Origin of the sequence: Shewanella sp. T24-MNA-CIBAN-0130, from assembly GCF_040310185.1 — a bacterium.
Taxonomy (GTDB): Bacteria; Pseudomonadota; Gammaproteobacteria; order Enterobacterales; family Shewanellaceae; genus Shewanella; species Shewanella psychromarinicola.
In genome coordinates this window covers 21,229-46,996 of record NZ_JBEOPP010000019.1, presented here as the reverse complement: position 1 = coordinate 46,996, position 25,768 = coordinate 21,229, and the positions used below count along the sequence as shown (strand labels likewise).

At 43.3% G+C, this 25,768-nt stretch carries 21 protein-coding genes; 16 read left to right on the top strand and 5 right to left on the bottom strand.

From position 1 onward, the window contains the following. Nucleotides 1–53 precede the first annotated feature (53 nt). Nucleotides 54–428: a hypothetical protein gene (locus AAEZ02_RS10010; RefSeq protein ID WP_101034746.1), complete on the bottom strand. Its 375-nt coding sequence runs from the start codon at nucleotides 426–428 to the stop codon at nucleotides 54–56. Between the two features lie 725 nt (nucleotides 429–1,153). Here AAEZ02_RS10010 and AAEZ02_RS10005 point away from each other — a divergent pair. From AAEZ02_RS10005 to dbpA, 3 genes are all read left to right on the top strand, one after another. After that, nucleotides 1,154–2,704: a methyl-accepting chemotaxis protein gene (locus AAEZ02_RS10005; protein ID WP_124013494.1), complete on the top strand. Its 1,551-nt coding sequence runs from the start codon at nucleotides 1,154–1,156 to the stop codon at nucleotides 2,702–2,704. Between the two features lie 611 nt (nucleotides 2,705–3,315). Then, nucleotides 3,316–4,182 (top strand): pirin family protein, encoded by an 867-nt coding sequence (locus AAEZ02_RS10000; RefSeq protein WP_351076699.1) that lies wholly within the window; start codon nucleotides 3,316–3,318, stop codon nucleotides 4,180–4,182. 325 nt (nucleotides 4,183–4,507) lie between these two features. Then, nucleotides 4,508–5,911, top strand: a complete 1,404-nt coding sequence (dbpA, locus tag AAEZ02_RS09995) for an ATP-dependent RNA helicase DbpA (RefSeq protein ID WP_351076563.1) — start codon at nucleotides 4,508–4,510, stop codon at nucleotides 5,909–5,911. A gap of 135 nt (nucleotides 5,912–6,046) precedes the next feature. On the opposite strand, the gene AAEZ02_RS09990 is transcribed toward dbpA, so the two are convergent. Further along, entirely contained in the window at nucleotides 6,047–7,498 is a 1,452-nt protein-coding gene (locus AAEZ02_RS09990; RefSeq protein ID WP_335688353.1) for a DEAD/DEAH box helicase, read from the bottom strand. Nucleotides 7,499–8,029: 531 nt separating this feature from the next. Between AAEZ02_RS09990 and AAEZ02_RS09985 the strand changes: the two genes are divergently transcribed. The 9 genes from AAEZ02_RS09985 (at nucleotide 8,030) to nqrF (ending at nucleotide 19,119) form a co-directional block, all read left to right on the top strand. Then, nucleotides 8,030–9,088, top strand: a complete 1,059-nt coding sequence (locus AAEZ02_RS09985; protein WP_351122918.1) for a DUF3626 domain-containing protein — start codon at nucleotides 8,030–8,032, stop codon at nucleotides 9,086–9,088. Between the two features lie 339 nt (nucleotides 9,089–9,427). Further along, nucleotides 9,428–11,215: a heme ABC transporter permease/ATP-binding protein CydD gene (gene cydD / locus AAEZ02_RS09980; protein ID WP_351076570.1), complete on the top strand. Its 1,788-nt coding sequence runs from the start codon at nucleotides 9,428–9,430 to the stop codon at nucleotides 11,213–11,215. Between the two features lie 35 nt (nucleotides 11,216–11,250). Further along, entirely contained in the window at nucleotides 11,251–12,948 is a 1,698-nt protein-coding gene (cydC, locus tag AAEZ02_RS09975; RefSeq protein WP_351076702.1) for a heme ABC transporter ATP-binding protein/permease CydC, read from the top strand. 337 nt (nucleotides 12,949–13,285) lie between these two features. Further along, nucleotides 13,286–14,665, top strand: coding sequence for a Na(+)-translocating NADH-quinone reductase subunit A (locus AAEZ02_RS09970; protein ID WP_351122915.1), 1,380 nt, complete (start codon nucleotides 13,286–13,288; stop codon nucleotides 14,663–14,665). Further along, entirely contained in the window at nucleotides 14,665–15,879 is a 1,215-nt protein-coding gene (locus tag AAEZ02_RS09965; protein ID WP_351122912.1) for an NADH:ubiquinone reductase (Na(+)-transporting) subunit B, read from the top strand. The genes AAEZ02_RS09970 and AAEZ02_RS09965 overlap by 1 nt, the downstream gene beginning before the upstream one ends. Continuing rightward, the gene (locus AAEZ02_RS09960; RefSeq protein WP_101032815.1) at nucleotides 15,869–16,639 is read left to right on the top strand and encodes a Na(+)-translocating NADH-quinone reductase subunit C; all 771 of its coding nucleotides are present in this window, start codon (nucleotides 15,869–15,871) and stop codon (nucleotides 16,637–16,639) included. The genes AAEZ02_RS09965 and AAEZ02_RS09960 overlap by 11 nt, the downstream gene beginning before the upstream one ends. Next, nucleotides 16,640–17,260, top strand: a complete 621-nt coding sequence (locus tag AAEZ02_RS09955) for an NADH:ubiquinone reductase (Na(+)-transporting) subunit D (RefSeq protein WP_101032814.1) — start codon at nucleotides 16,640–16,642, stop codon at nucleotides 17,258–17,260. Between the two features lie 9 nt (nucleotides 17,261–17,269). Then, nucleotides 17,270–17,878, top strand: a complete 609-nt coding sequence (gene nqrE, locus AAEZ02_RS09950) for an NADH:ubiquinone reductase (Na(+)-transporting) subunit E (RefSeq protein ID WP_101032813.1) — start codon at nucleotides 17,270–17,272, stop codon at nucleotides 17,876–17,878. Between the two features lie 23 nt (nucleotides 17,879–17,901). Next, on the top strand, nucleotides 17,902–19,119 hold the full coding sequence (gene nqrF / locus AAEZ02_RS09945; protein ID WP_101032812.1) for an NADH:ubiquinone reductase (Na(+)-transporting) subunit F: 1,218 nt from the start codon (nucleotides 17,902–17,904) through the stop codon (nucleotides 19,117–19,119). Nucleotides 19,120–19,266: 147 nt separating this feature from the next. Here nqrF and AAEZ02_RS09940 read toward each other — a convergent pair whose 3' ends face one another. Both AAEZ02_RS09940 and AAEZ02_RS09935 read right to left on the bottom strand, forming a co-directional pair. Further along, a complete protein-coding gene (locus tag AAEZ02_RS09940; protein ID WP_101032811.1) occupies nucleotides 19,267–19,440 on the bottom strand; it encodes a helix-turn-helix domain-containing protein in 174 nt (57 codons plus the stop codon). Between the two features lie 106 nt (nucleotides 19,441–19,546). After that, nucleotides 19,547–20,230, bottom strand: a complete 684-nt coding sequence (locus AAEZ02_RS09935; RefSeq protein ID WP_157822212.1) for a Rossmann-fold NAD(P)-binding domain-containing protein — start codon at nucleotides 20,228–20,230, stop codon at nucleotides 19,547–19,549. Between the two features lie 237 nt (nucleotides 20,231–20,467). Between AAEZ02_RS09935 and AAEZ02_RS09930 the strand changes: the two genes are divergently transcribed. Further along, nucleotides 20,468–21,139 (top strand): nitroreductase family protein, encoded by a 672-nt coding sequence (locus AAEZ02_RS09930; protein ID WP_124013499.1) that lies wholly within the window; start codon nucleotides 20,468–20,470, stop codon nucleotides 21,137–21,139. 305 nt (nucleotides 21,140–21,444) lie between these two features. Here the strand turns inward: AAEZ02_RS09930 and lpxL are convergent, their stop codons facing one another. Further along, nucleotides 21,445–22,371, bottom strand: coding sequence for an LpxL/LpxP family Kdo(2)-lipid IV(A) lauroyl/palmitoleoyl acyltransferase (gene lpxL, locus AAEZ02_RS09925; RefSeq protein WP_351122908.1), 927 nt, complete (start codon nucleotides 22,369–22,371; stop codon nucleotides 21,445–21,447). 103 nt (nucleotides 22,372–22,474) lie between these two features. Here lpxL and hldE point away from each other — a divergent pair, with 103 nt between their 5' ends. The 3 genes from hldE (at nucleotide 22,475) to AAEZ02_RS09910 (ending at nucleotide 25,610) form a co-directional block, all read left to right on the top strand. Further along, on the top strand, nucleotides 22,475–23,905 hold the full coding sequence (gene hldE / locus AAEZ02_RS09920; protein ID WP_124013501.1) for a bifunctional D-glycero-beta-D-manno-heptose-7-phosphate kinase/D-glycero-beta-D-manno-heptose 1-phosphate adenylyltransferase HldE: 1,431 nt from the start codon (nucleotides 22,475–22,477) through the stop codon (nucleotides 23,903–23,905). A 3-nt stretch (nucleotides 23,906–23,908) separates the two neighbouring features. Beyond that, nucleotides 23,909–24,886, top strand: a complete 978-nt coding sequence (locus AAEZ02_RS09915; protein ID WP_351076583.1) for a hypothetical protein — start codon at nucleotides 23,909–23,911, stop codon at nucleotides 24,884–24,886. A 235-nt stretch (nucleotides 24,887–25,121) separates the two neighbouring features. Further along, on the top strand, nucleotides 25,122–25,610 hold the full coding sequence (locus AAEZ02_RS09910; protein ID WP_351122906.1) for a TetR/AcrR family transcriptional regulator: 489 nt from the start codon (nucleotides 25,122–25,124) through the stop codon (nucleotides 25,608–25,610). Nucleotides 25,611–25,768: the final 158 nt, after the last annotated feature.

Here is a 25,768-nt window from a genome sequence, read left to right as displayed (position 1 = left end):
AAAATAGCGCCAGATGAGTGGGCGGCAGGGTGACTCTGATTAGGTACAAATAATTACTGTGCCTCTGCCGCTTTAATCGTTAATCGCTCTTGATTAGATAAACGGATTTGAATCCCATCAACGGTGGTAATCCGCTTGGCTTCAATATCTTTTTTACGTACTTTGTAGCTTGTGGTCATCGCTTCAATGGGTGATGTAATCGTCACTTCAACCACGGTGTTTTCGTCATACAGACTCCAACCCCAATAGCCAGTTGAGGCTAACATCGACACTGCAATCATAGCGTAAATAATCACCCGACTAAAAAATGGCGAGCTTTGTTCCTCTGCTATTGCAGCACTGCGACTCGCTTTACTGCCCCGGCCACTGCGTAAATATACAATAGCGCCAACGATTACTAATATCGTGACTAGAATTTGTGTCAGCACTTCGTTTCCCACCAATCATTAATTAACCATGATTATACTGTGTTTTGATTATTTTAACGTTATCCAGCACACATCAAGAGTGATCATGGTGCGATAACTAATTGCTAGAGAATCGTCACAGTATAAACGCTTATTTTTGCTTCAACTCCCGTTCCTTTCTCGCTGTTGGCGATGAGAAAAATGGTGGGTATTAAGCGACTATTATGTAAAAGGCAACCACAAAAGAGCAAGCGATCCATACCTGGAATTAACCTCTTTGAATGAATATGACTTTTCATTTTTATATTAAAACACCGTTGAGATAGAGTCAGCTAGATTAAAATAGTCGATCTAAAATAGCGCCATAAATATGTTTTTCAAATGGTCGTTTGCTGATGGGCAACAAATCAAAGTCTGTCTACCAAGATATTTTTCGCTATGTTATTGGTTAAATAGATGATCGGCCTTATAGCTGACGCTTAATGACCTTATCCGCTGCTATCGTCTGAAGAAAAAAGTCACTAACAAGGTGAACAAATATTAACATTATTTACCGATGCCATCCAAATGAGCGGCTAATGTTTGAGACATCACCTCGATCTTAAAAACCATCAATGTGACTTAACTCGTGTATTTTACAAATGTTAAATATTTGGCGATTAAATTAGCTAATCATCACATCAATGTCGTGCTGACTGATTAATAATCGCCTCACTTATTTAATTGACTGCGTTTAATGTATCACCATGACTGTAAAAGAAATTATTGATGAAGAAATCACGTATCCGTCAGATTATAAAATTCTTTCAACAACAGATCTAGACAGTATCATTACCCATGTTAATGATGACTTTGTTACTGTTTGTGGCTACCAAAAAGAAGAATTAATCAACAAGCCACATAATATTGTCCGCCATCCTGATATGCCTAAAGCCGCATTTGCTGACCTCTGGGATACTATTAAGCAAGGACAAAGCTGGATGGGGCTAGTGAAGAACCGTTGCAAAAATGGCAAATACTATTGGGTTAACGCCTATGTCACCCCCATTAAACGCAACGGTACTATTTGTGAATACCAGTCGGTTAGAACTCAACCTGAAGTTGAGCTCACTGAACGTGCTCAAGCCTGTTATGATGCGGTCAATGCTGGCAAAGCAGCCAAGCCAAAGTTTGGCGCCAGTATTATCACTAAACTGCTATTGGGCTGGTTGTTTTCAGTAGGGTTATTCATGTCCTTACCTTACGCCAGTGCTTTCTTCACTATGTTAACCTTTATTATCGCCATTATATGTTTTTGTCGACCGCTTTATGTTCTTAAACAGCGTTTTGATAACATACTTATTTTGAGTAAAAAAATACATGATAATCCACTCAATCAATTTGTTTACACGGGTTATACCGATGAGCTTTCTCACATAGAATTAAGCCTACGGATGCAAAAAGCAGAAATACTTGCCGTGGTCGGACGTATCAAAGACAGTGGTGAAGAACTCCAGCAAGGTTTAGAAGAGCATCAACAACAAAATCAAGCCAATCAGAGCCAGTTGGTTGAGCAATCACAAAATTTAGAACAAGTCGTTACAGCCATTGGGCAAATGAACGCTTCTGTTACTGACATTGCCCAAAACACCAGTAACTCAACGGCAGAAATCCATCAATTAGTGGAACAAATACAGGCAACTAAGGTGGCATTAGTTAACAGTAAAACCGCCACAACTGAAATTAATAGCTTACTCGAAGAGTCGCGTGTTGCTATTTCTACCCTGAATCAACAATGCCAAAGCGTGAATCAAGCCGTCGATGTGATAGAAAGTATTGCGCAGCAAACAAACTTACTGGCGCTTAATGCGGCCATTGAAGCCGCGCGCGCTGGAGAGACGGGCAGAGGATTTGCAGTGGTCGCCGATGAAGTGCGTAACTTGGCAAGCCGCTCAGCAACGTCTGCTCTTGAAATACACGCTATTATCAATACACTCAGTCACACGACTGCAGAGGCTGTAGCGCAAATGGATCAAAGTCATTTGTTAATAGACAAGAGCATTGACTCCAGTAACATGCTTGAGCAAAGCCTGATTTCTGTCAGTGAAGTGATGAACATTATCGAGGGTAATGGAGAGCAAATTTCAGTTGCTGCTGAAGAACAAGCCACTGTCGTTAATCAAATTTATAATAATGCGATGGCATTACAAGCTGGTATCAATCAATTCGAACAAAATTGCCATAATGCTGCAATACATAGCCAAGAAATTAGTGGTCAAGGTGTTCGCCAAACAGAGTTGGTGTCACAGTTTAATTAGACGTTTTGAGCGTCAATATTAATTCGATATAGATTGAGCATAATAATCCTACCTTATACATGGCCAACGCCGTTGGCTCTGCAATATTCCTTATGTCGTTGCATACCGCCGTGTGGCATTACAATTAGCCACCTAGGTTGAGCGATTTGCAATGACTTGGGGAATGTCGACCTACTTGGCATACATCTTTTTCAAGCTATCGCCGTTTGTTTTTATTGTATCTTTGTTGTTGCTTTGCTCGTTTTTTGAGCCGTAAATCTCATTGGGATTAACTCGCTTTATCGCGACACCGTAAGCGCGTGAACATGCTTTTGCAGTCGATTTCATCGTATAAAAATCACACTATCATACAATATTCATTAACTATATTGCCTGCTATGCTCAAGTGATATTGATATAAATAACCTCTGCTCGGGTTATAGAGATAAAATAAATTATCTATTTATCTGTCATATCAAGCTCATAATTTGTTCTGTTAACGAGGTGCAATGACACGTTAATAACGCGTCAATAGCGTGCTACTGCGAGTCAGTAAAATGCAGTGAACGAGAAAATAGCTGGTTGATAACCGTTTATTATCTTGAGTTGAGGTTAAATAAATGGGGTTTATGATGAAAGTATTGAATCGCTACAGTGCACTGCCTGCAATGGACGGTGATGGTGTTAACATCAATCGTATTGCCGATTTCGATAAGCTTCGTTTTGACCCCTATTTAATGATGGATGAAATAAAGTCTGATAACGAGCAATATTTTATTGGTGGTTTTCCGCCTCATCCTCATCGCGGCATAGAAACTTTTACCTATATCCGTACAGGTGGCTTTGAGCATCGCGATCAAATGGGCAATGTTAAGCATATACGTGCCGGTGACGTGCAGTGGATGAGTACTGGCAGTGGTGTGGTGCATTCTGAAATGCCATTAGCAGATACTAAAGAAGGGCTGCATGGGTTTCAAATTTGGCTCAATATGCCAGCAAAACATAAAATGCGTCCACCTATTTATCAAGATACCAGCAAGCAGGCTAATCCGTGTATAGATAACGAACACGGCGCAAATCTTGTTGCCTTGGCGGGAAGCTGGGGCTTTAATCATGACCCTCATGAGATTAGCTCAAGTATTCAAGGTTTAGCCGGTCATGGTGCTATTGCCGATTTAACCTTAGCTGAGTATGGCCATGGCACACTTAATCTTGCAGAATACCAAACGGTGTGTGCTTATGTGTATCAAGGTGAACTTAACTATGTTGATGCACAAGGTCTGCGAGAAACGGCTAGATCAGGGCAGTTGTTGGTATTAGATCCACATGACGTCAGTCATTTTCAAACTAAATCGACAGGTGCAGGATTATTGTTGCTTGCGGGAAAACCTATTAATGAAGAGATTGTTCATATGGGGCCGTTTGTGATGAATAGTCAAGCTGAGATAGAGCAAGCAGTACACGATTATCAGCAAGGTCGTTTTGAGCAAATTTTCTAGGATTGCGCTCAATATAAGCTGAGTTATCGGTAAATATTTGTCAGCGAACGGGCAATAAAATTGCTACAATAGCTGATATCTGGCTTAGGTTTGTTTTAACACCTTTGCTAACACCAATCTTATTTATTATCTGTTCCTTCTGGCAAGATAAATCGTTCGTAAATAGCGGTAAGCATTTTTCATATAACATCATTGTATATGCTAATTTTGTTCTGCTGTTTAATGATAGTTTTGCGCGTTATTGGCTCATTTATGTAATGGTATTGGTATATTTTTTTGCAGCTTTTGCCTGCTTTTTACCTTTCGATATCAGAGGATATTTGCCTTGAGTCAGTCTACAGAACAAGTCGTTAACACGGCTTTTGCATCACTTAAATTAAAACCTGAATTGCTTGAAAACCTCCAAACTATGGGTTTTGAATCGATGACTCAGATCCAAGCCGAAAGCTTACCGCCTATTTTGGCTGGTGAAGATGTCATTGGCCAAGCGATGACAGGTTCTGGTAAAACCGCAGCCTTTGGTTTAGGGCTACTCAATAAGCTGGATGTAAAACGTTTTCGCATTCAAACTATGGTGTTATGTCCAACGCGCGAATTAGCTGACCAAGTGGCGAAAGACATTCGTACCTTGGCCCGTGGTATTCATAACGTTAAAGTATTAACACTTTGTGGCGGCGTACCTATGGGACCGCAAGTTGGTTCATTAGAGCACGGTGCGCATATTATTGTCGGTACACCGGGTCGTATTGTTGATCATTTAGATCGCAACCGTTTAGATTTAAGTAACATGAACATGCTTATTTTAGATGAAGCAGATCGCATGTTAGAAATGGGCTTCCAACAGCACATTGACCAAATCATTGCTGCCGCACCTCGTGAGCGTCAAACGTTACTGTTTAGCGCCACGTTCCCTGATCAGATCCAAGCGATTGCCGATCAAATTCTGTATAAACCGGTAATGGTTAAAGTGGAAGCTAAGCACGATAACCTAACTATCGATCAACATTTTTATCGTATCGAAGATAACCAGGGCCGTCTTGAAGCATTGCGTTTATTGTTATTAGATAAGCAGCCTGAAAGCGCAGTAGTGTTTTGTAATACCAAGCGTGAAACCCAACAAGTAGCTGACTCATTACATGAATTTGGCTTTAGTGTATTAGCATTACATGGCGATTTAGAGCAGCGCGATCGCGATCAAATGTTATTGCAGTTTGCTAACCGTAGTGCGCGTATTTTAGTGGCCACCGACGTTGCGGCGCGTGGATTGGATATTGATGAGTTAGACGCAGTATTTAATTATCATATTGCTTACGATACTGAAGTGCATATTCACCGTATAGGCCGTACTGGCCGAGCTGGCAGTTCAGGGGCCGCATATACTTTGTTTGGTGAAGAAGACGGTTACAAAATGGCGATGATAGAAGAAGCCATGAATAAAGACGTAGTCAGTGAGCCTTTACCCGCAATGAGCGTACTCAACAAGCAGCCATTAGCGGCTGCGATGATCACCATTCAGATTGAGGGGGGTAAAAAGCAAAAAATCCGTCCAGGTGATATTGTTGGGGCATTAACGGGTGGCAATGGTTTAGATTTTAACGATATTGGTAAAATCAAAGTGACTGATTTTCGCGCTTACGTTGCAGTAAAAAGCAATGTGTCTAAACAAGCGATGAATATCATCAGTAAAGGTAAGTTAAAAGGCCGTAATTACCGCGCTTGGTTTATGTGACCAATTAATGTGTTATCGGTCAATTTATAGCCGATTGATGATGCCTGAATAATAAAAAACCGGTGAACAATGTTCACCGGTTTTTTTTATGCTTTATCGCTAGTGAGCTAGTGAGCTAGTGAGCTAGTTAGCTAGTTAGCTTTTTACTTTAGCATTGGCATAAGGATTACTGCTTGTCGATGTTACTGGTGCCGTACCACTTCGACGTGGTGGACGTGAACGTTGTGGTGGTTTATTACCATTGGCTCTAGCTTCTGCCTTAGGATCAGCAGGGTTAGCGTTATTGTCGTGGCCACGTGATTGCTGGCGTGAGTCAAACTTACGCGCTGGCTTATCACCTTGAGCACCATCATTAGCATGTTGCTGAGCATGTTTACTGCGGTTCGGGTTTGGCTTTCTCGCTTGAGTGCTTTTTGAGCTGCCACTTGATTTGAGGTTAGGTTCAGGAATTGTGAACGGTGCTTCAAAACCATCAAGCTGCTTACGCTCAATGACGCGGTTAGTTAAGCGCTCAATATCATGCAGTAATTTAACTTCTTCTAAGCCAACTAATGATACCGCTTGACCTGTTGAACCTGCTCGGCCTGTACGGCCAATACGATGTACATAATCTTCAGGTACATTGGGCAAGTCAAAGTTCACAACACATGGCAGTTGATCTATGTCGATACCGCGAGCGGCAATGTCGGTTGCGACCATCACTTGTACTGCGCCAGCTTTAAAATCAGCCAAAGCCTTTGTGCGTGCGGTTTGGCTTTTATTACCATGAATCGCTGCAGCTTTAATGTGGGCGGCATCTAAACTCTTGGCCAAACGGTTGGCGCCATGTTTGGTGCGCGAAAAGACCAATACTTGCTTCCAATCATTGGTTTTAATCAGTTCGATTAGTGCCATTGATTTTCGTGTTTTATCCAATGGGTACACACATTGTGTCACCGAGGCGGCGGTAGCGTTGCGAGGCGTTACTGAAATTTCTACCGGATTGTTAACCAAACCTTTAGCCAGTTCACGAATTTCATTCGAAAAAGTCGCTGAAAACATCAGGTTTTGACGCTTAGCAGGTAACATCGATAATACTTTTTTAATGTCACGAATAAAGCCCATGTCTAGCATGCGGTCTGCTTCATCTAACACGAGAATTTCTAATTTGCTGAAGCTAAGGGCTTTTTGCTGGCATAAGTCGAGTAAACGGCCAGGGGTGGCGACTAAAATGTCGACCCCATTTCTGAGCGCAGCTAATTGTGGCACGATAGACACACCACCAAATACCACGGCTGATTTTAACGGTAAGTTGACGCCATAAGTGGCGACGCTTTCTTGTACTTGTGCTGCAAGTTCACGTGTTGGTGTTAACACGAGCGCACGGACTTGACCACGTTGCGCGCGTTCACCTTTAGACAACAATTCTAAAATTGGCAGGGTAAAACCAGCTGTTTTTCCTGTCCCAGTTTGTGCCGCTGCCATTACATCTTGGCCCGCTAAAACGGCTGGAATTGCTTGTGCTTGAATTGGAGTGGGGGTGTCGTAACCTTGTTTTTCAACCGCTTTTAAAATAGCAGCATTCAGACCAAGTGAGGAAAAACTCATAGAAAAATCTCTTTGGGCAACGCATTGTTGCTTTGAATAAAAGGTAGCCAGTAACGGCGGCCGTGAAGCTTACCTGAAAACCGCTATAAGTGCTATCAAATCCCTTAGTGGGCGATGATGTATCCTCTTGGGTTGCAATCAATAATGGGCGATTTAATCGTTCAAATACAGAGGTTATTATCCCAAATACAGCGGTTGAATGAAATCGTGTTAATCTTAAGACTTGCAACAGTGCTAAACGTCGACTTATTACATACAATAAAATGATAAGCTGTTTTCTAATGCAATATTCAGCGACTTAGCAGGGTTTTACTAAGCTGATCTCGGGTTAATATATGGGGTAAGTAAGCTAAAATCAGAACATTTCAGCTAATTTATCGCTAATTTGCCATGTGTTTTGCTAATAAAGAGGATTGACGCTTCAACAGCGACTCAATTGCAAGTCAATTCAACGCAGTTAGCAGGGGAAGGGTTGTTTGATAACCGTTATTATCCCGAGCTGAGGTTACTTAACTTAGGAGTCTCTTACTGATGAAATTAATGGCACAAACACACATAGAGAAAATGGCGTATGAGCTGCGAGATCATGCTCATGCCGTGATCAAGAATGTGTTGTTAATGTCTAATATTTCAACCTTATCACTCCAACTCGCCATGCGTGAGCTAGCGCAACATAGTCGAGTCGCTTTGCATTTTCATCCCGATCAAATTGATAACCGTGGCCTCACCGTTGTTGATGGGTTATTGCGTGATGGTGTGTATAAAAGTCAGTTTGAAACTCATGTTTCTAATGGCCACTTATCGCCAGAATTAGGCGGGTCTCGCGACCATTGGGAAAACCAATTATTTGGTCACACTTATTCTGGTATTAAGCATCGGCCTAAATATGGTGCGTTAGATTTTGGTTTATGTCCGCTAGGCCCAGCGCCTCGCTTTGGCAGTTGTTATTTTGTCACCCATCCTCAAATATTGTCGCGATGTACCTTTAGTTACCTGGACTCTTATCGATTGCCCAAAGAAAAGGGCACCATAAAGTGTTTTGATGCGATTATAGCGGCATTATTAAGTGAAAGTTTTGAACGTCAATATGCGTTGGGCATTCCAGGGCTTAAACCGAGTAAGCTAATTGAACATTTTAGTCAGCATTTAACCGATGATATCAGCCGTCGCTTTGACGCTATGCCAAGCGCTAATTTAGATCATTATATTGAAGCCCAAATTCACGGTGATGTGATGCTGGAGGAAGATGTCGCCATATTAGTCGCGGATCCGTCATTTATCGGGAGCGCCATAGGGGATTCATTAATCGCCTTGTGTAACGAATACGAAATTGAATTGCATTGGCATAAAGGGCGTCAAATTAATGTGGCGCAAGTACCGGATGATTTTCGTGGTGCTGCCATGCCTATTTTGGCACAAAGTATTGCTGAAAATGAGTTGATCAATGCAGAAATTATTGGCCGTGCGGCATACCAATTACAAAAACAACCTACTTCTTGGAGTGAGCGGGGAGCACATTCTAAAAAACGACAAGACTTAAAGTTACTCTGGCACGTGTTGGTTAAATACGGCGAGAGTAACACTCAGTAAAGAGTGTTATCGATGCTAAACTGATATTAGCCTATCGCCTCCCTCTGTGTTCTGTTCATCAATTAGCTTGGTTATACGATTCATCATGATTATGCTGAGCAATGTGATATTGGCTTGGGATAAACCAGGCTATTTTCACAAGAGGTACTTTACTGAATGCGATATGTTTCGAGAAGATATTTAAGGTAATTGATATTGTTACTAAATTTAATTATTAAATCAGGCTTTATTAGCAAAATGTGAATCAGATATCATTTACACCGTTTTAAGTGTTAACTAGATGCCAGTACTGCGATACTGCGTGATAAAAGTGGTCATCAATAACTGCGCCGGAGCTTCATGGACAAGTCGTTAGAAAAGTCATTAGCAAAATGGCTTAAAAACCAACAATCTTCTTGTGGTATTTTCCTTAAATTATCTGCGTTATGTGGGGTGTTAAATGGCATTGCCATTGTAGGACAGGCCTATTTTATTGCCCAGATTTTGCAGGGTGTCATTATTGATAACCTCGTACCTGGCGCATTAAGCAATGAATTCTATGCACTTATTAGCTTGTTATTGATACGAGCCTTGTTAGCCCAAGTGCGTGAACGGCTTAGTTTTGAGGCGGGAAAACGTTTACGCGAAGATATACGTCAAGCTGTGCTTAATAAGTTAGTGGCACTGGGTCCGGTGTTTATTAAAGGTAAACCTGCTGGAGCATGGGCAACCTTAGTGTTTGAGCAGGTTGAAGATTTACATGACTTTTATGCTAAATACTTACCGCAGATGATGTTAGCGGGGTTTATTCCTTTGCTGATCTTAGCGTGTGTGTTTCCGCTTAATTGGGCTGCAGGGATCATTTTGTTGGCCACTGCGCCTTTAATTCCAATGTTTATGATTTTAGTTGGCATGGGTGCGGCAGATGCTAACCGTAAAAATATGCAGGCGTTGTCGCGTTTAAGCGGCCACTTTATGGATCGGCTAAAAGGACTGCAAACGTTAAAGCTGTTTAATCGCGGCGCCGCGGAGTTAGTCAATATTGAACAGGCTTCAGAAGACTTTCGCTCCCGCACTATGTCGGTATTACGTTTAGCCTTTCTCAGTTCAGCGGTATTAGAGTTCTTTGCCGCAGTGTCGATTGCGGTATTGGCGGTGTATTTTGGCTTTAGTTACTTAGGTCATCTCGACTTTGGTCATTATGGCGTGCAGGTGAGTTTGTTTACCGGTATGTTTGTGTTGATTTTAGCGCCAGAATTTTATCAACCGCTTCGCGACTTAGGCACCCATTATCACGCCAAAGCTCAAGCCATTGGCGCAGCAGAAGCGCTAGTTGAGCTGCTTGATTACCAAGTCAGCACAGTGGCTATCGATTCAATACCACAAAATAATACATTCTCTGCCGATAGCATAGGTATCCAAGCCATTGGGGTTGAAGTGTTTAGTTTAGATGGTCAGCGTTTAGTTGGGCCTGTTTCATTTACGTTACCCGCAGGTGAACACTGGGCCATTGTGGGTCCAAGTGGCGCGGGAAAAACCAGTTTGCTGAATGCATTATTGGGGTTTTTACCTTATCAGGGATCATTGCTGATTAATGGTCATGAATTATCGCACCTTAATGTGGCGCAATGGCGTCAGCATCTGGCTTGGTTAGGCCAAGATCCGCAATTATTCCATGGCACCGTGAGAGAAAATGTTGCTTTGGCCAACCCGCAATTAAACGATGAGCAGATTATGGCGTTGCTTGAACAGGCCAACATCAGTGAGTTTGTGTTACAGCATCCATTAGGGCTCGATTTAATCATCAGCGATCAAAGCGCGGGTGTGTCGGTAGGCCAAGCTCAGCGTTTTGCTTTGGCTCGTGCGTTGGCACAACCGGCGAAGTTATTTTTATTAGATGAACCAACAGCCAGTTTAGATGCCCAAAGTGAGCAGTCTGTGATGGCCACGTTGCAGCGCGCAATGCAGTCGACAACGGGATTAACCGTGACCCATAAATTAGATGATTTACACACGATGAATTGCGTCTTGGTCATGGACAAAGGAAGGGTCGTACAACAAGGCCATGTTAATGATTTACAACAGGTTGATGGGTTATTAGCACAAATGCGCAATCAACAACAGAATCAACAACAGGAGGTATGCTGATGTCACAATCCGTTGACGCGAAACCGCGCAGTATCATCCAGGTATTACGCCCTTTTGTTGCTTTGTTTCGCCGCCAGTGGCTGATGATGTTAGTGGGGCTCTTGCTCACATCGACGACATTACTGACGGGCATTGGCTTATTGTCATTATCGGGCTGGTTTTTATCTGCCAGTGCAGTAGCAGGCTTAGCGGTGGTTACCGCGCAGACGTTTAACTATTTCACCCCCGCCGGAGGTGTGCGATTTTTCTCCATCGCTCGTACTGCAAGCCGTTACGGTGAGCGGTTAGCAACCCATGAAGCGACCTTTAAATTATTGACGCAACTGCGTGTTTGGGCATGGAAGAAGTTACTGCCGTTAAGCGCGGCTAACTTGCAAGGTCTGCGAAGAGGTGACTTACTCAATCGTTTGGTTGCCGATATTGATACCTTAGATCATCTCTATTTACGCTTACTCACGCCAATGGCCGCATCTTTGATGATGATTGGTGTATTGTTGGCGTTTCTCGGTTGGTTTGATAACCATTTAGCCTTGAGTTTATGCACTCTGTTATTAGCCGCTTGGTTTATCTTACCGCTAGTATTTTATTACTTAGGTAAGGCGCCTGGGCAAGTATTAATGCAGGCGCAAAGGCAATATCGAGTTGAGTTACTTGATGTTATTCAGGGGCAGGCCGAGTTAAGTTTATTTGGCGCTAATAAGCGCTATTTGGCTCAACTTGAACAAGCGCAGCACAGTTTATTTAGTCAGCAAACCACCATGGCCAATATTACCGGGCTAAGCCAAGCATTACTGATATTAATCAATGGCAGTGCGGTTGTCTCTATGCTGTATTTAGCGGGTCAAAGTGTCGGTGAGCTCTCGCCGCCAGGGCCGTTAATGGCATTAATGGTGTTCGCCACTATGGCCAGTCTTGAAATGATGATGCCGATAGCCGGTGCATTCCAACATTTATCAAGCACGGTACTTGCTGCGCGGCGGGTGACGGAAATAACCGAGCAAACACCGAGTGTGATATTTAATCCTGATAGTCACTTACAAGCCCATCACGGAGCTTTGCAGATCAGTGGCGTTCACTTTGGTTATCACGCGCACTCTCCGGTGTTACAAGGCCTCGGCTTAACCATTAAAGCCGGTGAAAAGGTGGCTATTTTAGGTCCTACTGGTTGTGGTAAATCAAGCTTATTGGGACTGATCACCCGTGACTGGGCGGCGCAGCAGGGATCCATTACGCTTGATGATCAGCCAATCAGTGACTACAGCGATGCCAATCTTCGTGCTGCGATGACTGTGGTTAGTCAACGTATTTACCTGTTTTCAGGTACTTTACGTGACAATTTAGCGTTAGCGTTGCCGTATCTGCACGGTGAGGCCAAAAAAGAACATGATCACCGTTTTATTGAAGTGTTACAGCAAGTGGGTCTGCAAACCTTGTTGCAAGGCGATAAACCATTAGATTGTTGGATCGGTGAGGGCGGCCGACAATTATCCGGTGGCGAGCAGCGCAGAATTGGCGTGGCTCGGGCATTATTGCGTGATGCTCCTTTGCTGCTGTTAGATGAACCTACTGAAGGACTCGATAAACGTACCGAGCGTGAAATCCTCAACGTCTTACTCGATTTTGCCCAGCACAAAACCCTGCTAATGATCAGCCATCGCTTGACCGCGTTAGAACAAATGGATTCGGTGTACCTTTTTCAGCAAGGACGGTTAATTCAACAATTGGCTGATTAACGTCTCTGGCTAACGATATAGAATATCAGCGGTTCGCCATTTTAATGCGACATCATTAATGGGCGTAAGTTGGCCTTTAATGAAGTGGCTTTCGGCTATTTTTGTTAATAATTATTAGTAAATCGCCGCGGAAATGACGTCGAAATGTAAAAACCTTTTTGACTTTAAAATTACACAAATTGCATCATATTGGTCAATAAATTGATTTGGTTCACACATTTGGTATTCGGTTATGTTGAAAAATTACAGTTCTCACTCGGACTGTGATCTTTGTTGTTATATTAGTAGTTGCAAACATATAATATTAGCTATCGAATATTTTTAGATGGTGAATGTGATGGCTGGTGCTAACAATCCAGTGATAACTATTAAGCGTGGACTTGATATCCCGGTTGCTGGTGAACCACTACAGCAAATAGATGACGCACCTAAAACGACCCAAGTGGCGTTAATTGGTGAAGAATATGTGGGCTTAAAGCCAACAATGTCGGTTGAAGTAGGCGATAGTGTCGTCAAAGGCCAAGTGTTATTTGAAGACAAAAAAACGCCAGGGGTGTTATTTACCGCGCCAGCAAGCGGAGTTGTTGTCGCTATTAATCGCGGAGAGCGTCGGGTCCTGCAGTCGGTGGTCATTGATTGTGATGCCAAGCAAGAGCCCTGTTTCATTCTTGAGTCTATGGATATTAATACGCTATCACATCAAGCTGTTAAAGACGGTTTAGTCCGCAGTGGCTTATGGACCGCGTTGCGCACACGTCCTTTTTCTCGAGTGCCCCAGTTAGATGCAAGCCCTGCCGGTATATTTGTCACCGCCATTGACACCAATCCTCTTGCGCCCGATCCACGGGTTATTATTGCGACTCAACCACAGGCTTTTCAGGCCGGATTATTTGCCCTAACGTTTTTGACTAGCGGTCAGGTGTATCTATGCCAAGACGATGGCGCTTCGTTATTGGCCGATGCCAGCATTGAGCACGACTTATCGCAAGTCAGTGTTCAGCGTTTTAACGGTGTGCACCCTGCCGGATTAGTTGGCACCCATATTCATTATCTGTTACCTGCCAGTATTGAACGCCAAGTGTGGCATGTGGGTTATCAAGACGTGATTGCCTTTGGCAAACTGTTTTTAACCGGCGAACTGTATACCAATCGTATCGTGTCATTAGCCGGCCCTAATGTGTTAATGCCACGATTAATGAAAACTCAATTGGGTGCGAAGCTAAGCGATTTGACCCTGGATGAAATCAATCAACAAGATTCCCGTATTGTTTCTGGATCACTATTGTCAGGCCATACGGCTGTCGGCGTTTATGATTATCTTGGCCGCTTTCATAATCAAATTAGTGTGCTCACTGAAAATGGACAACAAGAGATTTTACCTTGGGTTCGCCATGATAGCCGAAAATTCTCAATGACCGGCATCATGATGTCAGGCTTTAGTCGCACCAAAAAACTGTTCGACTTTACGACCCAAGCTGGTGGTTCTCCACGGGCCATGATGGCATTTGGTCAACTTGATCGTGTGATGCCATTAGATATTCTGCCCACGCTTTTAGTGCGCGACTTAGTGGTACGCGATACCGATGAGGCACAGTTATTAGGGGCATTAGAACTAGATGAAGAAGATTTAGCACTATGTACTTTTGTGTGCCCTGGGAAATATGACTTCGGTAAAGAATTACGTGCTTGCCTAGATATTATCGAGAGGGAAGGTTAATGAGTCAGCAACAGAAAAAAACCAGCACCCAAGACAGTTACTACGCCCATGGTAACTCAATGCGGAGTTATCTACGGTCTTTGTGGATAGCCAATGGCCGCAGCACTAAAGGTGATGTGCATATTCGTGATGCTATTGATGTTAAGCGCACCATGCACATTGTCGGCATGTGTTTATTTCCTGCCATGTTATTGGGTATGTACAACATTGGTCTTCAGGCGCAAATGGCCATTATTGCCGGGGCAACCCAGCCTGATGTATGGCAATTAGCCTTGTATAACGCGATGTTTGGCTCGCTGACTGAAAGTGCAGGTTTGATCAGTTTATTCGCTTATGGTGCCAGTTTTTATGTGCCGTTTTACTTAACGGCGCTGATAGTAAACTTGGTATGGGAAGTGGTGTTTGCCAAAGTGCGTCGCCAAGAATTACATGAAGGCTTTTTTATCACTGCCTTATCGTTCTCGTTAATTTTACCCATTTCTACACCATTATGGATTGTGGCCTTAGGCATCAGTTTTGGGGTTGTGGTGGCAAAAGAGCTTTTTGGCGGCATGGGCTACAACTTCTTAAATCCTGCGCTAGCGGGTTATGCGTTTATTTACTTTGCTTATCCAACCGAAGTGGTGGCGTTAGGACAGTTTGTTGCGGTTGATGGCTTTTCTGGTGCAACCACATTAACTCTTACAGTGGCTAAAAAATTAAGCTTTGTCGATGTGAGTTGGTTTAGCGTGGTGAGTGATCCGAGCTGGTGGAATGCCTTTTTAGGCTTTACCCCAGGTGCTGTGGGTGAAACCAGTACCTTAGCCATTCTTATTGGTGGCGGTATTTTACTCCTAACCCGCGTAGCTGATTGGCGTGTGGTAGCCGGCGTTATGCTGGGAATGATCATTACCGTCTTGTTGTTCAACTATTTTGGTTCTAGCAGAAATCCCATGTCGGCAATGCCGTGGACATGGCACTTAGTGACCGGTGGTTTTGCATTGGGAATGATGTTTATGGCCACCGATCCGGTGACGGCATCCTATACCCGTAAGGCCAAGTTTGTTTTTGGATTTATGATTGGCTTTATGACCATTATTATTCGTTTACTCAATACCAAAATGCCAGAGGGTATTATGTTGGCTATTTTGTTTACTAATTTATGGGCACCGTTATTCGACTACTTAGTCGCTCGCGCTAATATTAAACGGAGACTAAAACGTCATGGCCTTTAAGAAAGATACCGTCGCTGGAACCATGGTTTTTATTATCATTTTAAGCTTAGTTTGTTCGTTTATGATCACGGGTACTGTCGAGATTTTAAAAGAGCGCAAATTAGCCAAGAAGCGTGAAGAAGTGCAGCAGTATGTGTTAAAGGCTGCTGACATCGACATCAGCCAAGGTGACTTTAGCGAGTTGTTTACTCAGCGAGTTCAACCGAAAATGGTTAACTTGGCGACAGGTAAAGTGACTGAAAAAGCTAACTTACTTGATTTTGACGAACGCATGGCGGCCATTAACCCTGAAACGTCTACTAAACCTAAAAAAGACATCGCCAAGATTAAAACCATGGCGACCGATATTCGCATTTTTGAGGTGTACGACACCAAGGGTCAACTTGCCAGTATTGTTATGCCTATTTACGGCAAAGGTTTGTGGTCGATTATTTACGGTTACATGGCGATAAAACCTGACTTAAACACCATTGAGAACATCGTGTTTTATGAGCATGGCGAAACCCCAGGTATTGCTGACTTTATTACTGACCCACAATGGTTAGCCTTGTGGCAAGGCAAAACGCTATTTGATGCCAAAGGTAACATTGCCATTAAAGTGATTAAGGGCGGTGCAAAAGACGGTGACATTCACGGCATCGATGGTGTCAGTGGTGCGACTCGTTCGGGTGTCGGTATCCAACGTTTAGTCGAGTTTTGGTTTGGCGTAGAGGGATACCAAACTTATCTACACACGTTAGCCGCTGCAGAGGATAAGTAAATGAGTAATACCACTTCAACTCGCGAGATCCTGACATCGCCTATTTTTGCCAATAATCCAGTGGCAATGCAGGTATTAGGTGTGTGTTCGGCCTTAGCGGTCAGTAATTCGATGCAAACCGCATTTGTGATGACACTCGCGGTGACGTTTGTGTTGGTGTTTTCGAACTTGATTATTTCAAGCATTCGCCACTTTATTCCCAACAGTGTGCGCATTATTGCGCAAATGACCGTGATTGCGTCCTTGGTGATTATTGTCGATATGGTGCTACAAGATGTGGCGTATGAGCTATCGAAACAGTTATCTGTGTTTGTGAGTTTGATCATCACTAACTGTATCATTATGGGCCGCGCCGAAGCCTTTGCGATGAAACATCCTCCTCACCTAGCCGTGTTCGATGCCTTAGGCAATGCCTTGGGTTATGGGGTGATTTTAATGGGCGTGGCGTTTATTCGTGAACTACTGGGTCGTGGCAGTTTGTTTGGTCATTCAATCTTAACCACTGTCGAAAATGGCGGCTGGTATTTGGCGAATGAGATGTTCACATTGCCACCCAGTGCCTTTTTTATCATTGGCGTGATGATTTGGGTCATTAAAATCATTCAGCGCAAGCGCGGATAAGGAAACAGCATGGAACACTATATTAATTTATTTATCCAAGCGGCGTTTATCGACAATATGGCGCTGTCATTTTTCTTAGGTATGTGCACCTTTTTAGCCGTATCAAAAAAGGTCTCAACTGCATTTGGCTTAGGGATCGCAGTGATTGTGGTGATGATGCTGGCAGTGCCACTAAATCAAATTATCTACGTCAATATCTTAGCGCCAGGCGCATTAGCGTGGGCGGGGTTTGCTGAACTTAATTTAAGCTATTTACAGTTGATTACCTTTATCGGGGTGATAGCCGCGTTAGTGCAAATTTTAGAAATGTTTTTAGACCGTTATATTCCGACCTTATATCAGTCATTAGGGATCTTCTTACCGCTATTAACGGTCAATTGCGCTATTTTTGCCGGGGTTATCTTTATGGCTAACCGTGACTATAACTTTACTGAGTCAGTGGTCTTTGCTGCGGGTTCTGCTGTGGGTTGGGCGATGGCCATCGTGTTATTAGCAGGATTGCGTGAACGGATGAAGTTTCATGCTATTCCTGATGGATTACAAGGCATTGGGATCACATTTATTACCACCGGCTTAATGGCTCTGGGCTTTATGTCATTTGCGGGCATTACGTTATAACGCATTAAAAAAAGGGTTATTTAATGGAAATGGCAATAGGTATTGGCATGTTTACCATAGTGGTAAGTTTGCTAGTGGTGGTGATTTTAGTCGCCAAACGAAAATTGGTGAACACCGGTGATGTGACGATTAGCATTAATGGTGATGCCAGTAAAAGCGTGCAAACCCCTGCGGGTGATAAATTATTGGGTGCATTGTCTGGGCAACAGATATTTATTCCATCAGCCTGTGGCGGTGGTGGTACTTGTGGTCAATGCCGCGTAAAAGTGAAAGCCGGTGGCGGTGATATTTTAGCGACTGAGCTGGATCATATCTCGAAAAAAGAAGCCAAAGACGGCTCTCGTTTGGCGTGCCAAGTCGCCGTGCGAACCGACATGGAGCTTGAGATTGATGAAGAAATTTTTGGGGTTAAAAAATGGCAATGTGAGGTTATTTCAAATAATAACCAAGCGACCTTTATTAAAGAACTGTTATTAAAAATTCCCGAAGGCGAAGATGTGTTATTTAAAGCGGGTGGCTACATTCAAATTGAAGCGCCTGCCCATAAAGTCCGTTATGCTGATTTTGATATTCCGGACGAATACCGTGATGACTGGGTTAAGTATGGTTTATTTGATTTAGTCTCTACGGTGGATGAAGACGTATTACGTGCTTATTCGATGGCCAATTATCCTGATGAAAAAGGCAGTATACTGCTTAATGTACGTATCGCTACCCCGCCTAAAGCCGGTTTACCACCAGGGAAAATGTCGTCGTATATATTTAGCTTAAAAGCCGGTGATAAGGTGACTATTTCGGGTCCATTTGGCGAGTTTTTTGTCAAAGAAACCGATGCTGAAATGGTGTTTATTGGTGGTGGTGCTGGCATGGCGCCAATGCGGTCGCATATTTTTAATCAGCTAAAAAGTGTTAACACTAAGCGTAAAATGAGCTTTTGGTATGGGGCTCGTTCAACTCGCGAAGTGTTTTATCAACAAGATTTTGATCAACTTGCCGCTGAAAATGACAATTTTACTTGGAATGTGGCCTTGTCGGATCCATTGCCAGAAGATAATTGGACCGGATACACAGGCTTTATCCATAACGTGCTGTACGAGAATTACCTAAAACAGCATAAAGCGCCGGAAGATTGTGAGTATTATATGTGTGGCCCGCCGCTGATGAATTCATCGGTTATTGCTATGCTAGAAAGCTTAGGGGTTGAGTCGGAGAATATTTTACTCGATGACTTTGGTGACTAACGTCTTGCTGTGCAGTACTCACTAAGCCGATAAAAAAATCCCCAATACTGTCAATGACGGTTTGGGGATTTTTTTAGCAGAGAACTTTTAGCAGAGAACTTTTAGTAAAGAACTTTGAGCAAAGAACGTTAAACGGGTAAAGAGGGATTAACGTTCAGAAAACGCTAAATAACGCATCACTTCGGCTTTATTAAAACTAAGCACATTACCGTGTTGTTCAGTGAACAGTAAATTTTCGCGAGCATAACGCTTAATTGTAGTAGGGCTTTTGTCGAGTATTTCACAGACTTCATTTAAGGTTAAATCGTTAGCATCACTCATCTCGTTCTCCTTACTTAATCGTTACAGTTATACTTTTATGTCGTTAGCATTAAACAACACATTGGTATTAACTTGTCACAAACATGCATTATTGTCGAGCGTACTCTTATGAATAATGACAGCGATGCATCATGGCATTAGTGATAATTTGAGTGGTGGGAGCGACTTGAGGCTTCAGAGCGACTTGGTACATCGACTCCGCGACCATTTGTGCATCAATGGGCTGATATTGACGCAGCGGGCCGATAAACAAAAACGATAATCCCCCCAAAATGGTTTGGCCAATATCTTCCAGAAGACGTCTATTATCTCGAGGCCCTAATAATAAACTGGGTTGAAAAATATTCATTACTGGTAAGGACAACGCCTTAAGCGCTTGTTCAACCTCGCCTTTTATCCGGTTATAAAACACGCTTGATTTAGCATCCGCACCCAGTGAGGTCACTACCATAAATTTAAGCGAAGGATTTGCTTGGGTTTGACACAGTTTAGCAAAGGCCAGTACGGCTAATTTATCAACCTGAATAAAGGCCTCTTCGCTACCAGCTTGCTTGATAGTGGTACCTAAACAGCAAAAGGCATGATCCACTTTGTCTGCCAATGTAAGTTCATGAAGTTCGTCAAGCTGGCTGTCAATAAACTGTACTTTTTCGGCGCCAAATTGATGTTCGACTAAATTAGGTTCCGAACGGCCAATGACCAATACTTTACTATACTGTTCACTTTCAATGATGCGAGCCAGTAAGGTATTACCCACTAACCCCGTCGCACCTATTATTACTGCAATCATATGATCCTTTAGAAAGCTAAACTGACTCGCATAGACTCTAATCTGTCGCTCCAACGGTTTCAATAAGAATATTTTAATAGTCATTATTATCCTGTTTGTTAGCGTAGTATTTTTGCAGAAATATTAGTGTTTTTGCAGAAATATTAGTGTTATTCCAAAAAACTAGCGTTATCGCAACAAACATGAGTGTAAGCTCAACATAACAGTAACAAGTAAGCTTAATCATTAGGATGCATTATGACCCAAACGCATTTACCTCTGACCGATTTTATTGAATATTCACCCGATGAAATGCTCAAACGGGCACAAGATAATTACCAGCAGGTTAAACGGCGTCATTCTATTAGGGCGTTTTCTGACCGTGCAGTCCCGCAAGCCATTATTGAACAGTGCATTTTAGCGGCGGGCACGGCACCTAATGGGGCCAACCATCAGCCGTGGCATTTTGTGGCAATTAACAGTCCGCAAATAAAAGCGCAAATTCGTCAACAAGCTGAGGCATTAGAGCAAGCGTTTTATGCCGGTCGTGCCGGCGAGGAATGGTTAGCGGCATTGAAACCTTTAGGGACTAACGCCGATAAACCGTATTTAGAACATGCGCCTTGGCTAATTGCTGTGTTCAGTAAAAAACGCACCGAAGCGGCGGGTGAACAAAAGAGTAATTATTATGTCCATGAATCAGTGGGGATTGCGACGGGATTTTTAATCCAAGCATTGCATCACGCAGGCCTTGGTACTTTAACGCACACCCCAAAACCGATGAGCTTTTTAAGTAAAGTGTGTGGGCGCGACAATGATAATGAACGCCCCTATATGCTTATTATTGCTGGGTATCCTGCAGATGATGCGACCATCCCACAACATGCACTGGAAAAGAAGTCGCTCAGTGAAATGTGTGATTTTATATAATGACGATTCCTGCCGGGCTAGTGCGGTGAAGGTTTGGGTGTCAATATGCCTCTTCATGCTAAGTTCCCCCCATACTGCTCGGATCATTATGTTCTCAATAAACGCCATCAAAACTGCGTTGGTAGTGGCAATGTTTTTGCGCTTTGCGGTGTGGCTTTTCAAATCAACATCGATAATCGTGTCACCACATTGATAAATTGGCATGGTATTAGGTGTAACAAATCAAACGAGTGGTAAATGATGAGCCAATAAAAAAGCGTCTAAAGACGCTTTTATGACCAATACGGCCGCTCGATTAACTAACTTCAGTCATATAACGAGGGTGTATCTTCGGTGGGACGCGTTTTAAAGCGACGATGCAGCCACATATATTGTGGTTTGTTGCGGCTAATCAGTTGTTCAATTATCTGGTTGCCTCGGATGGCGTCATCAGTTTCATTGTCGCCGGGAAAGTTATCTAAAGGCGCCATGATCTCGAGGGTATAGCCGTTATCATCAGCATTACGTTCAACAAAAAAAGGCACAACATTGGCTTTGCCTAATCTCGCCAGAGAGGTTGCACCGGTAATGGTGGCTGCATCCGGTACCCCAAAGAAAGGAATAAACACCGCGCTTGAGCGGCCAAAGTCTTGGTCCGCTGTGTACCAAATCACGTCAGGGCTGCGTAAACTGCGGATCATTTGGCGCACGTTACGCTTAGGCACTAAGCCTTTATTTGAGCGTAAGCGACCTTTTACTTGTAAGTATTCCATTACCGGATTGTTGTGTGGACGATATACCCCAATACCAGGGGCAAATTGACCAAATATACGCGCGCCCATTTCAAGTGGTAGGCAATGCACCGCAAATAAAATCACCCCTTTGCCACTGTCCAAGCTTTGACTAACATGTTCAGTGCCTTTAATCGTCATGTGTTGCTGGACGCGATCGTTTGACCACCACCAGGCGTTAATGGTATCAAATAAGGCTTTGCCGGTTTCTTCAAAGGTCCGCTTAAGCAGTTGTTGTTTGTCTGTATCACTCATATCTGGAAAGCATAAATCGATGTTACGCCTTGCGGTATGGGTTCGACCACTGGCTATTTTCATCACTAATCGGCCAAGTGCACTGCCAATATTCATTTGCCACGGTAAGGGTAATAACAAGGTCAAGCGCATTAACCCGACGCCAAACCACATTAGCCAATGTTTAGGATGATATAAATCAGAAGAAAATTCGGCTTTCTCGACCACAGATAACTCGTCTAGTTCATAAAAATTATTTGTTATTCTACCTCATATTTTGCTGAAAATTAGGTACAATCATGGTTAAATTTTACAAGACAGCGAATACACCATGAAGGTTTCTCTCCCCGCTTTTGAAAATGCGCGCGTTTTAGTGATTGGCGATGTGATGTTAGATCGCTATTGGGTAGGCCCTACGGGACGCATTTCACCCGAAGCCCCGGTACCTGTTGTTAAAATTAATCAAATCGAAGATAGACCCGGCGGTGCCGCCAACGTGGCATTAAACATTGCTACATTAGGTGGGCATGTCCACCTAGCGGGTATTGTAGGTCAAGATGAAACCGCGCAAGCATTAACCCAAGGGGTGAAAGTGTTTGGCGTTGAGCCACAGTGGTTAACGGTCGCCGACAAGCCAACGATTACTAAATTACGCGTTTTGTCGCGCAATCAGCAATTGATCCGCTTAGATTTTGAAGAACCGTTTGATAAAGCCACTAGCCAAGCGTTATTCGCTCAAAGCGAAGCCATTTTAGACAATGTTGATGTATTGGTATTGTCAGATTATGCCAAAGGCGCCATTGATGAACCTAAGGATTTTATTGCTAAAGCGCGAGCCAAAGGGGTAAAAGTATTAGTTGATCCTAAGGGGCATGATTTTGCCCGTTATCATGGTGCGTCATTAATTACGCCAAATATGAGTGAGTTTGAGGCGGTTGTCGGTACGGTGACCAGCGAAAATGATTTAATCGAAAAAGCCCTAAAACTGATTAAATTGCATGATTTTGATGCCATTTTAGTGACTCGTTCAGAAAAAGGCATGACCTTAGTATCGCAAGATCAACCTGAACTGCACATTCCAACGGTTGCCCGTGAAGTTCACGATGTAACGGGTGCCGGTGATACCGTGATCTCAGCCTTAGCGACATCCATTGCTGCGGGCGCGACGTTAGCGCAAGCTTGTGCGATTGCCAATACCGCAGCAGGCGTGGTTGTGGGTAAACTCGGTACCTCGACGGTCAGCCGCATCGAATTAATTCAGGCATTAGCCCTTAACCATGGCGAGTCTGGCTTTGGGGTGATGACAGAAGATCAATTAGCTTATGCGATGGATCAGGCACGTTTACGCGGTGAACGTATTGTGATGACCAATGGTTGTTTTGATATTCTACACGCGGGTCATGTGAGTTATTTACAGCAAGCCAAAGCGTTAGGTCATCGCCTCATTGTTGCTGTGAATGATGATGACTCGGTTACACGGTTAAAAGGCCCTGGACGTCCAGTCAACACGGTTGATCGTCGTATGGCGGTGTTAGCGGGCCTAGCAGCGGTTGATTGGGTGGTTCCATTCTCTGAAGACACGCCGCAACGGATTATTACGCGCTTATTACCCGATTCTTTAGTTAAAGGTGGTGATTATAAGGTGGAAGATATTGCCGGTGGTGCTGAAGTGATAGCCGCGGGCGGTAAGGTCGAAGTGCTTGGATTTGAAGATGGTGTGTCAACCACGGCCATTATTCAAAATATTATGTCACAAAAATAATCGATGCTTAGATACTGGCAGCGATCATTACTGACGTTATTAAGCTATAGCCTCGCTTGCGCAGCGTTATTAGCAAGTCAGCTTGTCAATGCCAACCCGTTTATGAGTCAATCAGTGGCCATCGTTCCGGTCATAGCGACTCAGGCTATTGTTGAAGATAATGTGGCGAATGATGATATTCGCCACGCTTATTACACCCCTATTGCAACTAAACAAGCACTGGTGTGCCCAGTGTCTACTCTGGTGCGATGTGTTGCGTTACTGCCTACCTCATTACAACATCAAGCGGCTTTTTCTGTTGCTAATATTCGCCGTGCAATTGGGCGTAAAAGTGCCATGGTGCTGGTAGCTAAAGATGACATCATTGCAGGGGTGATTATTATTAATCCCGCTAAAGAGGTGACAGAACAGAGTGGCGCGATTGGGTTAACAACTTATCAGTTGCCGTTAGCCGAACAAACACAGTTAACCTTGTGGCACGAGATAGGCCATTTATATAACATTGCACTGCAAGACAGCATTTTACCTTCCTCTTTGACTAAATATCAGCATGAATGGCTAGCCGATTTGTATTTATTATGGCGTATTGCGCAACATTATCACCAGCTCGATCTGGCGTGGCAACAGTTCCATCGGCGTAATCTAGCGCTCATTAACGACAGTGGTAATTTGTCCCATTGGAGTTCTCCCCAGTTACAGGTTGTACTCAGTCATTATGATGCCCAACAATTACAGCATTTTACTCGGTATGAGGATTTTTTAACCGCGGTTTATCCATTAATGCCGACGTGGTCGACGCGTGACATGGGAGAGTTTTCTAGCTTAGTCCAGCGTACTTTTGGTGCAGTTCAGTCTTTGCCTGAGTACATGTTTTGGCGTCAACCTAAGTTAATTGAAGTGTTGTCGCCGACCTTAGAACAGTTGATGGGCAAGGCAGAAACGCAGCAGTGGCTGAAAAAGCAATTTTCAACAATAAAATAAGCGATAAACTTTTATTCGCGATTGTTTTTACCGTATGAAGGTCATTTAGCCGTGTTCTGTTATTACCTTTGATTTTAAAGGGGTAAATAAATCGTTATCGCGATAATATTCTGTTTTATCCTGTAGATCTGTACATTGTACGGTTAAATATGTTGCCATTTTGCTAAATCACAGCAGAATTTTCTAGTTCGGTCTGGTAAGCTCTTGCATCAAAATAATTAGAGAGATCAAGTTTATGGCCAAGCGTTCTAGAGTTGAAACTGAGTTAACCGTTAACCAAATTTTAGATGAAGCCTTCAAACAAATCCTCACAATTGGTTTTGAGGCGATGTCGTACACAACATTATCTGCAGCCACTGGTGTTAGCCGCACGGGGATCAGTCATCACTTTCCGCGAAAAACAGAATTTCTAGTGCGTTTAGATCAACGTATTGGGGCGTTTTTTATTGAAGGATTAGACTTTACTTCGATAACAGCATTAGAGCGATCATGGGCTGACGTTATGCGCCACCCTGAACGTAAAGCAGTATTACAACTGTTTTTCTGTTTATGTGCCAGTACTGACGAAAACATGAAAACCTTCAAGTCGCTTGATATCGTCAGAGAGGCTGCTGTTAGCCATTTTGCTGAGGTTGGATGCCAATGTGTTGAACAACTTATCGGCAATAGTGCATTGGTACTATTGCAAGATGGGCAACTACACCAAGAGCAAGTAACGCACTAAATCGTACGTATCCGTTAAGTGTTACCCTGTTAGTCACAAATCGGTGTTCAAATTGGCATTATGATCAATAGGATATCGAAGATACCATTCCGTGTCGGTATTTGAGCATTCAACATGCTGGATCGAGCTGATATCGTTACGGAATGATATTTCGTGAG

Coding starts and splice junctions, on each gene's coding strand:
- AAEZ02_RS09965 (WP_351122912.1), top strand. CDS start 14,665: ATGAGTCAGCAACAGAAAAAAACCAGCACCCAAGACAGTTACTACGCC.
- AAEZ02_RS09955 (WP_101032814.1), top strand. CDS start 16,640: ATGAGTAATACCACTTCAACTCGCGAGATCCTGACATCGCCTATTTTT.
- AAEZ02_RS09915 (WP_351076583.1), top strand. CDS start 23,909: ATGCTTAGATACTGGCAGCGATCATTACTGACGTTATTAAGCTATAGC.
- AAEZ02_RS09970 (WP_351122915.1), top strand. CDS start 13,286: ATGGCTGGTGCTAACAATCCAGTGATAACTATTAAGCGTGGACTTGAT.
- AAEZ02_RS10000 (WP_351076699.1), top strand. CDS start 3,316: ATGAAAGTATTGAATCGCTACAGTGCACTGCCTGCAATGGACGGTGAT.
- cydD (WP_351076570.1), top strand. CDS start 9,428: ATGGACAAGTCGTTAGAAAAGTCATTAGCAAAATGGCTTAAAAACCAA.
- AAEZ02_RS09940 (WP_101032811.1), bottom strand. CDS start 19,440: ATGAGTGATGCTAACGATTTAACCTTAAATGAAGTCTGTGAAATACTC.
- AAEZ02_RS09990 (WP_335688353.1), bottom strand. CDS start 7,498: ATGAGTTTTTCCTCACTTGGTCTGAATGCTGCTATTTTAAAAGCGGTT.
- AAEZ02_RS10005 (WP_124013494.1), top strand. CDS start 1,154: ATGACTGTAAAAGAAATTATTGATGAAGAAATCACGTATCCGTCAGAT.
- nqrF (WP_101032812.1), top strand. CDS start 17,902: ATGGAAATGGCAATAGGTATTGGCATGTTTACCATAGTGGTAAGTTTG.
- hldE (WP_124013501.1), top strand. CDS start 22,475: ATGAAGGTTTCTCTCCCCGCTTTTGAAAATGCGCGCGTTTTAGTGATT.
- nqrE (WP_101032813.1), top strand. CDS start 17,270: ATGGAACACTATATTAATTTATTTATCCAAGCGGCGTTTATCGACAAT.
- AAEZ02_RS09985 (WP_351122918.1), top strand. CDS start 8,030: ATGAAATTAATGGCACAAACACACATAGAGAAAATGGCGTATGAGCTG.
- AAEZ02_RS09930 (WP_124013499.1), top strand. CDS start 20,468: ATGACCCAAACGCATTTACCTCTGACCGATTTTATTGAATATTCACCC.
- AAEZ02_RS09935 (WP_157822212.1), bottom strand. CDS start 20,230: ATGATTGCAGTAATAATAGGTGCGACGGGGTTAGTGGGTAATACCTTA.
- AAEZ02_RS09960 (WP_101032815.1), top strand. CDS start 15,869: ATGGCCTTTAAGAAAGATACCGTCGCTGGAACCATGGTTTTTATTATC.
- AAEZ02_RS09910 (WP_351122906.1), top strand. CDS start 25,122: ATGGCCAAGCGTTCTAGAGTTGAAACTGAGTTAACCGTTAACCAAATT.